The sequence below is a fragment of the Streptantibioticus ferralitis genome (assembly GCF_029223525.1).
Lineage (GTDB): Bacteria > Actinomycetota > Actinomycetes > Streptomycetales > Streptomycetaceae > Streptantibioticus_A > Streptantibioticus_A ferralitis.
In genome coordinates this window covers 18,725-23,572 of record NZ_JARHTQ010000042.1, presented here as the reverse complement: position 1 = coordinate 23,572, position 4,848 = coordinate 18,725, and the positions used below count along the sequence as shown (strand labels likewise).

At 68.6% G+C, this 4,848-nt stretch carries 5 protein-coding genes and 3 pseudogenes; 1 reads left to right on the top strand and 7 read right to left on the bottom strand.

Annotated elements, in window-relative coordinates; translation table 11 throughout:
- Positions 1 to 750: 750 nt before the first annotated feature.
- A pseudogene (locus P2L57_RS35820) lies at positions 751 to 1,032 on the top strand (transposase); the annotation flags it as partial.
- Positions 1,033 to 1,117: 85 nt separating this feature from the next.
- On the opposite strand, the gene P2L57_RS35815 reads toward P2L57_RS35820, so the two are convergent.
- The 7 genes and pseudogenes from P2L57_RS35815 to P2L57_RS40460 form a co-directional block, all read right to left on the bottom strand.
- Positions 1,118 to 1,588 (bottom strand): NUDIX domain-containing protein, encoded by a 471-nt coding sequence (locus tag P2L57_RS35815; protein WP_275821954.1) that lies wholly within the window; start codon positions 1,586 to 1,588, stop codon positions 1,118 to 1,120.
- Positions 1,589 to 1,591: 3 nt separating this feature from the next.
- Positions 1,592 to 1,735: pseudogene (locus P2L57_RS35810) on the bottom strand (XRE family transcriptional regulator); the annotation flags it as partial.
- A gap of 197 nt (positions 1,736 to 1,932) precedes the next feature.
- On the bottom strand, positions 1,933 to 2,574 hold the full coding sequence (locus tag P2L57_RS35805) for a helix-turn-helix transcriptional regulator (RefSeq protein WP_275821952.1): 642 nt from the start codon (positions 2,572 to 2,574) through the stop codon (positions 1,933 to 1,935).
- A 98-nt stretch (positions 2,575 to 2,672) separates the two neighbouring features.
- Positions 2,673 to 2,946 (bottom strand): annotated as a pseudogene (locus tag P2L57_RS35800) (IS5/IS1182 family transposase); the annotation flags it as partial.
- Positions 2,947 to 2,950: 4 nt separating this feature from the next.
- Positions 2,951 to 3,925 (bottom strand): CPBP family intramembrane glutamic endopeptidase, encoded by a 975-nt coding sequence (locus P2L57_RS35795; RefSeq protein ID WP_275821949.1) that lies wholly within the window; start codon positions 3,923 to 3,925, stop codon positions 2,951 to 2,953.
- Between the two features lie 91 nt (positions 3,926 to 4,016).
- On the bottom strand, positions 4,017 to 4,388 hold the full coding sequence (locus P2L57_RS40465; RefSeq protein WP_344184603.1) for a serine hydrolase: 372 nt from the start codon (positions 4,386 to 4,388) through the stop codon (positions 4,017 to 4,019).
- Positions 4,389 to 4,411: 23 nt separating this feature from the next.
- Positions 4,412 to 4,840 (bottom strand): serine hydrolase, encoded by a 429-nt coding sequence (locus tag P2L57_RS40460; protein ID WP_308292551.1) that lies wholly within the window; start codon positions 4,838 to 4,840, stop codon positions 4,412 to 4,414.
- Positions 4,841 to 4,848 lie beyond the last annotated feature (8 nt).

Below are 4,848 nucleotides of genomic sequence, written 5' to 3'. Positions count from 1 at the left end.
CCGCCACGCTCCGGGGTGAGGAAGTCCGGGAGAGGACCCGAAAGCGGTCTGGTTACGGCCGCGGGCATCGCAGTGTGCGCTCTTGGTCCCGCCTTCCGCGCTGCGGTGTCACGGTTTTCACACCACGAAGGATCCTGGTGGCCAATTTTTCACCGTGGTCAAACAACGAAGGCCGCGGGCCTGGAGCACACCCTCATTGCCGACAAACCAGACAGGAAGCGGCACCTCCGTGACGCTGTGCCAATTAGCCACCAAGAGTACGTCCAGCAGCTCGGGCGTCTGTAGAGATTGAGGAGGTTGAAGGGATGTAACCGAGCGTCAAGCTCAGGGCAGTCAGCCGGTGCAAGTCCGGTCCGGGGAGACGCGCAGGGTCCCCGGTAGCTGACTCCCGGCGTCGTTCGAGAGGGCGGCGTCGAAGTGGGGTGACAAGCGTCCTTCGGGGGCGTGCGACCGACCGGTCCGCAGCATGAAGCGAAGCCTGCAGCGTCGTCAGTTGATCCCGCTCCTGAGGGGCGGCCAAGGAGGAGCCGAGCCTGTTCTTGTTGGGGGAAGGCCATGGAAGGCGTCCGGGAACCGGTTGCGTCCCGGGAAGCGGTGTACGGGTTCCCGCTCGTTCCGGGGGTTTGATCCGGTAACGGGGTGAGGGCCCGGATAGACGAACGGCCACCGGCTGATCTTCAAGACGTCCAAGTCTTTGAAGGAGATCAGCACGATGACCGCACGAGGCAGTCTGACGTTGCACCGCTCACCGAGGAGAACCTCGCCTCGGCGAGTCCGGACCTGCTCCGCTCGATGATCAAGACCTTCGCGGACGCGTTGATGTCCGCCGAGGCCGACGCCCTGTGCGGCGCCGAGTATGGGCAGGTCAGCGAGGAACGCGTCAACCACCGCAACGGCTACCGCCCGCGCGAGTGGGACACGCGGGCGGGGACCGTGGAACTGGCCATCCCCAAACTCCGCAAGGGCAGTTACTTCCCCGCCTGGCTGCTCGAGCGACGGCGCCGCGCCGAGCAGGCCCTGATCTCGCAAGTCATCCGCAAAAGTATGTCTTTTTCTCAGGGGCTTGAGCGGCGTGCTGGCCTGCGGTGACGGGAGTCTGACCTGGGGGTTCATGAGGTCAGCCGAGATACGGTCGGTCGCGGTGCTCAAGGAAGTGACGGAGTCGGAGCAGCTGTGTGTGGTGCATGGGCAGAGCGGCAAGTTCCTCCGGCGGGACGAACCGTAGTTCCGTCGACTCGTCGGAGATCGCGAGCTGACCGCCGACGATGCGGGCGGTGAAGCAGACGTTGAATTGTCGGCGGACCTCGCCGTTCGTGTAGGCGATGACGTGACGTGGGTCGGTGTATGTGCCGACGAGTCCGGTGATCTCTACGTCGAGTCCGGTCCTTTCCTTGACCTCGCGGACTGCCGTTCCCGGTAGCGAGTCGGTCATCTCCATGCCGCCGCCGGGCAGTGCCCATAGATCGTTGTCCCGGCGGCGCTGGAGCAGGATGCGTCCGGTCTCGTCGGTGACGACGGCCGACGCCGCGACAACCAAGCTGTTCGGCTCGGGGGCGTCCGGATCGTCGTAGTACTCGGTCCGCGCCATGGGTCACCCTTCCTGTACCGGCGTCGCTGTCGCCCACACGGCGTCGAAGCTCTGGGCGTAGGTGTCGAACATGCCGCCGTCGCCGTGACGGCGGAGGTGCCAGACGGGCGCGCCGTACGCGTTCACGCCCCAGACGTGGGCATTTACGTGCCCGACTTCGATCGCTTCCGGTCCCGCCACTGCCCGGTCGGCGGTCGCCGTCCCAGCCGCGGGCCTCTTCGGCCACGGGCATCCGGATGTCGACGCGGGCGGGAGCGTCAGACCCGGCTTCGTCGCGGGTGGCGGTGCGGTGCGCCCCTGCAACGGACCGGGACCTCGAACGACGCCCCCAAGGGGATGGCACGTCAGATGAGGCCAGTGCGTATGGCGTAGGAGACGGCGTGGGCACGGTTGCGCAGCTGCAGACGCCTCGTCAGGCCGTAGAGGACGTATTTCACGGTGCGTTCCGAGTAGCAGAGCATGGTGGCGATCTCGGACAGTTCCTTGCCCTCGGCGATCAGGCGCAGTACCTCCACCTCACGCGGGCTGACTGCGGCCGCCGTCAGGCCGTGTGGGGCGGTGACTTTCCGGTGCGTTGACCCGACCTGCTCCCTCAGCGTGCCCTGGAGCGTGTGCGGGAGACTGCCGCCGCCGTCGGCGATGGTGAGCAGGGCGCGGACGAAGGCGGCGGGGTCGAAGGAGTGGCGCCACACCACGGCGCGGACTCCGCGGTCGGCAGCCGTCGAGACGTCGACCTGCCAGCGTTCCCCCACGACCAACATGAAGCGTGCCTCGGGCTTGTCGCACAGGCCGCGCAGCAGATCCAGGGCGGAGGCGTCGACGACCTCGACGGCCGCCACGATGATGTCGGCTTCCTGGATGCTCTCGATTGGGACTGCGCGAACGCGGTGGTCGTCTTCGAGGAAGCTGACCAGTCCGGCGCGGGTGACCGCGTCGGGTGAATGAACCGCCACGCGCACCGTGCCCGTGAGTACCTGCCGAGGCATTCGCCCTCCTCATGAGGTCGAGATCGTTGATGCTGTTATGCGGAATTCCGCTGTGCCGCCTCCGCCGTCGTTTCGTCCGCTATGAGCTCGTCTCGTCCGGTCAGCCTGCGATAGCAGGCGAGGGTGCGGGCGATGCTGGTGAAGGCGGCGAAGCGGTCGGCTCTGCGCTCGCAGCGTCGGTGGCGGCGGCGGCCGGTGGCCATGCAGACGGGAGGTATCCCGCGCACGAGGGGTTCAAGGGCCTGGCTGTCGTGCAGGTTTGCCCCGGAGATGCCGCTCGAGAGGGGGCAGACCGGTTCGCTCGGTGAACAGGTGGATCTTCGAGCCGCTTCCACCCCGATGCCCATCAGGATTCGGACCTGTCAGGTCCCCCGTTTCAAGGCCCACATGTCTGGTGGGCGGCCTCCCGCCCGCGGCCAGAAAGGATCAGCCGCACGCCGACGAGGTTGACGGCGAGCAGGATGATGCCCTGTTCACCGACGAACAGCCACGCGTGCGATCCCTTGGTGGCCGGGCCGAATGCGCCCTGGATGACGGCGTTCCACGTCGCGTGGTAGGCGACGCTCGGCCAGATGCTGCCGGTGCGCAACCGCAGCCAGGCCATCAGCTGGTTCTGCAGCAGGATGGACAGCAGGAAGAGGAAGGCGATGACGGCCACCGGGCCACCGCCCTCGGCGAGGTACACGCCGCCGAAGATGACCGGCAGGTGCCACACGCCCCAGATCACACCGCCGACCAGCACTGGGCGGGGCACTTCCGCGTCGATGAGCCGGGTCAGCAGGTAGCCGCGCCAGCCCAGTTCCTCACCGAGCACCGGAACGACGTTCACCAGCCCGCCCAGAACGGTCACCAGGAACACGGAGAAGGCGACCTGCGCCGCGGCCGGCATGCCCGTGGGGAAGTGGATGCCGAGCGTGTTCCCCGGAGCGATCAGGCGGGCGAGGTGGGTGGCCCATCCCGCGCTGTAGGCGATAGCAGAGATGGCCACGGGGTACAGGGCGCCGAGGGCGATCGCCCGGCCGACGCCCCGGGACCTGAGCTTGAGGGAGATGTCCGAGAAGCCTTCTCTGCGAACCAGGCGGGTGATGATCGCGGCGGCTCCGGGGGACCACATCTCCATGAGCAGCCAGGGGAGTTGCTTGCCGGTGGCGATGGCGCCCACGTCCGAGCAGGCGGTCAGCACCACCAGGAGCAGCAGGTACGTCTTCAGCCCCGCGCGTGCCTCACTGCGGCGGCGCTGCCTGCCGTACGTGCTGCCCCAGGCTGGGGTCGTCGTGTCGGACGCGGGGGCGACGCCAGTGTTCCCGGCGCGGACGGTCCGGCGCTGGTGCGGGCTTCGGCCGGTCGTCATGGCTCTTCCTGCTCTCTTCGGTGGCACGTGTCGGATCGCACGGAGCGGGCGTGAGGGCGGGCTTCCACTCGGTGACGGGCCCGCTGGGCCGCTACTTCCGGTCGGAGGCGCGCAGTTGCCGGCCCAGCAGGTCGACCCGGGCCTGGTCGCTGCTGAGATCGGCGGATCCGTCGCCCGTCGACTCCACCACCACGGTTCGTCGGCCGTCCGCGCTGACGCCGGCGATGTAGCCGGGGATGTCACCGCCGTGGCCGTAGTAAGACCCGCCGCAGGGCAGCGGCGCCTGGATCAGCCCCAGGCCGTAGCGCGCACCGGGCATCGCCGGGTCCAGGTTCGGCGCCGGCACCGTCGTCTTCATCTCGGCCAGCTGGGCCGGCCGTAGCAGCCGGCCGCCCAGGAGCGCCGCGTAGAACCTGGACAGGTCGCCGGTGGTGCTGATCACGGCTCCGGCCGAGCCGGCCACGGTGGGGTCGAGGTCGCTGACGTCTATGGCCGGTCCGGAGCGTTGCCGTTGCCGGACACCACGCCGGGCAGCCAGTGGTCAACGGTGTCGTCCAGCGACAGCCGGTGCTCACCGGCCAACTGCAGGACCACCGTGGCGATGAAGGTCTTGGTGATGCTGCCGACCCGGAACCTGTCGCCGGGGCTCACCGGGTCTCCGGTGGCGGTGTTGGCTACCCCGGCGGTGGCGTAGCTTCGGTCGCCGGGGCTCGTTGACTGGGCCACGACGCCGACAGTTCCGGTCTTCTGGAGCGCGTTTACCTGGTATTGGAGCGTGCTCTGCGTCGGCGTCGGCGTCGACGCGTGCGCAGCGGGCGCCAGAGGCCCGGTGCCGGTGACGGCGGTGACGAGGGCGGCGGCCAGCGCGGTGGCGGCGAGGCCGGAGGTCAGAGAAGTTCGGGTGCGCGAGGTCAAGGGGCGAG